At 71.4% G+C, this 3,632-nt stretch carries 2 protein-coding genes; both read right to left on the bottom strand.

Annotated elements, in window-relative coordinates; all coding sequences use genetic code 11:
• Positions 1-48: 48 nt before the first annotated feature.
• Positions 49-603, bottom strand: a complete 555-nt coding sequence (locus VIB55_RS22600; protein ID WP_331878938.1) for a hypothetical protein — start codon at positions 601-603, stop codon at positions 49-51.
• 769 nt (positions 604-1,372) lie between these two features.
• Complete coding sequence (locus VIB55_RS22595) at positions 1,373-3,511, bottom strand: transglutaminase TgpA family protein (RefSeq protein WP_331878937.1); 2,139 nt, start codon at positions 3,509-3,511, stop codon at positions 1,373-1,375.
• Positions 3,512-3,632 lie beyond the last annotated feature (121 nt).

Here is a 3,632-nt window from a genome sequence, read left to right as displayed (position 1 = left end):
ACCCTGCGAGCCCGCGCCCGGCTCTTGAGATGGGAAGCCGTCAGGCGGTCAGGCCGCGGCTCCGGCGGCGACCGGCTCCTCGTCCAGGATCATGGACGAAAGCAGCGCCAGGTGCTGGGGCGTGCAGTACAGGCGGATCTCGCCCTTTTCGCCGGCACGGACGCGGTCGCGCGTAAAGCAAACCACCCGCCGCTCGGCGCAGAGGCGGTCGAGCGCGCGGGCGGCGCGGGGGGTGTCCGGGTGTCCTTCGACGCTGGAGCCGTGGCGCTTCCAGTGCAGGTGAAGGGCAACTTCTTCGGCGGAAACGGCGTCGTGAACGGTGGGGTTGAACTGGTCTTCGTCGAGCATCTCCAGCACCAGCTCGCGGTCGCGAAGGTAGCGGTAGGCGTCGCGGGCGTCCTTCTCGCACCGGTCGTCGCAGGGCACCGCATCGGTGTGCACGGCAACGACGTCGCAGCATTCGCTGCCCACCAGGGTGGCTTCGTCGCCGGCTTTCCACCGGTCCAGCGCGGCTTTTTCGGCGACTTTCTTGTTCACGGCGTCCACGGCATAGCGGATCGTCTGGCGGAACGTGATTTCCACCTCGTAGCGCTTTTGGTCCATCCTCGCCTCTCAGGGGGGTGACTCAGAACGCGGGCCGCTGGGGCCGGCTGGGCGGCGGCAGAAGCCCGCAATGCGCGGCGTATCTGCCATTATCGTGCTCACGCCGTGATACGCGTGACGGTGCAGAATATAATGGCAGATTGGCGTTTAGTGTCTTGGGGATTTGTTCGGGTCAAAGAATGCGGCGGCTGAAAACGATCTGGCAACGCCGCAGGTGCTGATGGCGCATCCGGTTAGGGATGGAGATGGATGCGCGGGTGGGGAGTGGACGCAACTTCGGCGGGGTTCGATAGGCTGCCTCGCATGCGGCGGGAGCCCCCTCCCCCCGGCCCCCGTCCCGCGCTGCGCCGGGGAGGGGGAGACCTGAACTGCGCTTCGGCGGACCCGGCGAACTCGACTGGGAACGCGGACGAGAATCAGTGCGCTTCGAAATACCCGGCGCATGCCCCGGGCGGCCCTCTCTCCCCGGCCCTTTCCCCCGCAAGCGGGGGAAAGGGAGAATTCGACCGCGCTTCGGCTTGGCCCCGCCCACTCGACCGGGGTGTACCCCCTCTCCCACGCTGTGTGTGGGAGAGGGTCGCTCGCGTGTCAGCGCGGCGGGGTGAGGGCCCCACGGCCGCCGAGGCCTCGGCTACCGTGACCGCTGCCGCGCCCCGGCTTGTACGTGCCCCAGGCTAGATCCTTCGGCCCGCGAGGTTGGTGCTGCGGGCCAGTATCGTTCGCCTGGGCCTCAGGATGACAAGGGTGTGTTGAACCGGCAGCTTGGAGCCTACACCCCGGCCGGCTCCCACCCTCTCCTCCGACGCAGCTCATCCTCGCTTTCGGTGGGCGGATTCGTCGAGTCTCCTGGTGGCGGATCGTCGTTCGGCTGCGGCCGGCGGCGGGCGGCGCGAAGGGCCGCACGGGCCTCTCGCAGCGCCCGGTCCATACACTCGCGGCCCTCAAGGCCGATGTCCTCACCGCCGAATCGCGCGCGAACGTACAGGCGCACCAGTTCCATCGCCGCCGCCGCGCCGGGCGCGCGCTCCCGCTCCAGCCGTTCGGCGAAGTCCATCGGCCCCGCGGCGCCGCCGAGCCGCGCGCGCTCGTACGCCCGCCGCAACGCCAGGTAGCTGCGCGTTTCGGCCGACCGCGGCCCCATGCGTCCACGCCGGATCCACATCACCCCCGCGCCGGCGACGAGGAGTCCCACCGCGAGCGCCACCAGCGGCGGAACCCCGGGCGCACCCGGCCGCCGGCCGCGGGACCAGGGCGCGCTGTCTCCGCTGCCGCGGCTGAACAGGTCGCCGAGGCCGCGAAACACCGCGAGCTGCCTTTCCAGGTTGTAATCCAGCACCCACTTGTACCAGCGATGCTCCAGCCCGTCGAACCAGAAGCGGGCCGGCCACGACCATCCCGTCCCCGTCCGCTGGTCCACCAGCGTGTTGCGCGACGGCGGCGTAGGATCGAACGGCACCCAGCCCAGCGCGGGAAACCATACCTCCACCCACGAGTGGGCGTCGTTTCCCGTCACGGCCAGGTACGCCCCGAACTCGTTCCACTCGCCGCCCAGGAACCCAGTGACGTTGCGGGCAGGGATGCCCACCGAGCGCAGCATCACCACCATCGCGCTCGAAAAGTACTCGCAGTGGCCCGCGCGGCGTCGGAAGAGGAACCCCTCGATGGTGGCGTCGCGCCGGGTCTCGGGAAGCTCCAGCGAGTACTCGAAGGTTCGCAGGTACGCCGCGACCGCGCGCACCTTGCCCACCCGCGACGGCTGTCCGCGCGTCAGCGAGTCTGCCAGGGCACGGACGGCGGGGGCCAGCCGCGGAAGCTGCAGGTACGCCGAAACCAGCGGCGAATCGTCCTCTGGGCTGTTGGCGAGCAGGCGCTCGGGGGGCAGCTCGCGGCCCGAGGTAACGGTGTACACCGGCTCGTCGGAGCCAAAGTACCGCAGGTCGCCCGTGGCGTCCTGGCGCACGCGGATGGCCGAGCGAGGCTGCACGGTAATCACCGGGTGCTGGCCGAAAAGGACGTCGGCACCCGCCGGCCCGCCGAAGATGCGCGCGCTGCGCGTGGGGCCGCCCCAGCGACGGGCGTAGTCGGACCCGTACACCTGCCCGGGGAGGCCGCGGGTGCGGGTCCAGCGCACCCCGTCGAAGCGGTCGAACGAGCGGCCCCGCCAGTACGTCGCCTCGGCGTGCACCGGGGTGCCGTCCGGAAACTCCACCCGGAACGCCACTTCCGGGTTCGACGTCAGCCGCCCGCCGTGCTCGCCCAGCGACACGCCGTCGCCGAAGCCCGCCATCACATCGCCCGCTCCGCCACGCCCCTGCACGTTCCACTGCCGCGGAAGGCGCGGGAAGATGACGAAGAACGCCACGCTCACCAGCAGCGTCACCGCCGAGAGCGCGGCCGCGCCGGCCAGCGTGCGCCGGGGCACCCGCACGCCGGGCGCGTCGAAGCGCTCGGCCTGCCGGCGCAGCGAGCCCACCATCATCGCCAGGGTGGAGAGGACGACGAACCCGACGAACGCCGCGGCGAAGGCGAGCCCCGGATAGTACGCCGTCGCGGCGATCATCAGCGCAAAGGCCAGCAGGTACAGCCGCCCGTCGTTCTTCGCCTCCAGCGGGCGCAGCGCCTCGCCCCCGAGCAAAACGAGAAGCATCGCCATCACGGCGGGCATGAAGTCGCCGACCACCACGAACGCCACGTACAGCATCCACAGGCAGAGCGCTACGATCACGATGCGCGTGGCCCGCTCGATGGAAGGACCCCACGAGGGAGGCGGCAGGCGCACCATCGCCACCGCCAGCCCCAGCGCGCTGGCCACCACGTCCAGCGTCCACCCGGCGCCCACGGCGTACGCCAGGAGCGCCGCGAACGCCATCCCGGCCGTCAGCCGGCGGTGCAGGAGGGCCGCGCTCATCGCCCGCCCTCCGCCGCGGCGAAGACGTCGCCCCAGCCGGGGAGGGGCGTGCCGGCGGTCACCAGCACGCACTCCGCCGCGGGCACGGCCGCCTCCAGCCGCGGCGCGTCCGGGCGAAAGC

The organism is Longimicrobium sp. (assembly GCF_036554565.1).
Classification (GTDB): Bacteria; Gemmatimonadota; Gemmatimonadetes; order Longimicrobiales; family Longimicrobiaceae; genus Longimicrobium.
Note: the sequence above shows the minus strand (reverse complement) of the source record. Positions and strands in the feature narration are given on the sequence as shown.

Excerpts from the sequence above, each read along its gene's own strand:
- VIB55_RS22600 (WP_331878938.1), bottom strand. The coding sequence starts at position 603 with ATGGACCAAAAGCGCTACGAGGTGGAAATCACGTTCCGCCAGACGATC.
- VIB55_RS22595 (WP_331878937.1), bottom strand. The coding sequence starts at position 3,511 with ATGAGCGCGGCCCTCCTGCACCGCCGGCTGACGGCCGGGATGGCGTTC.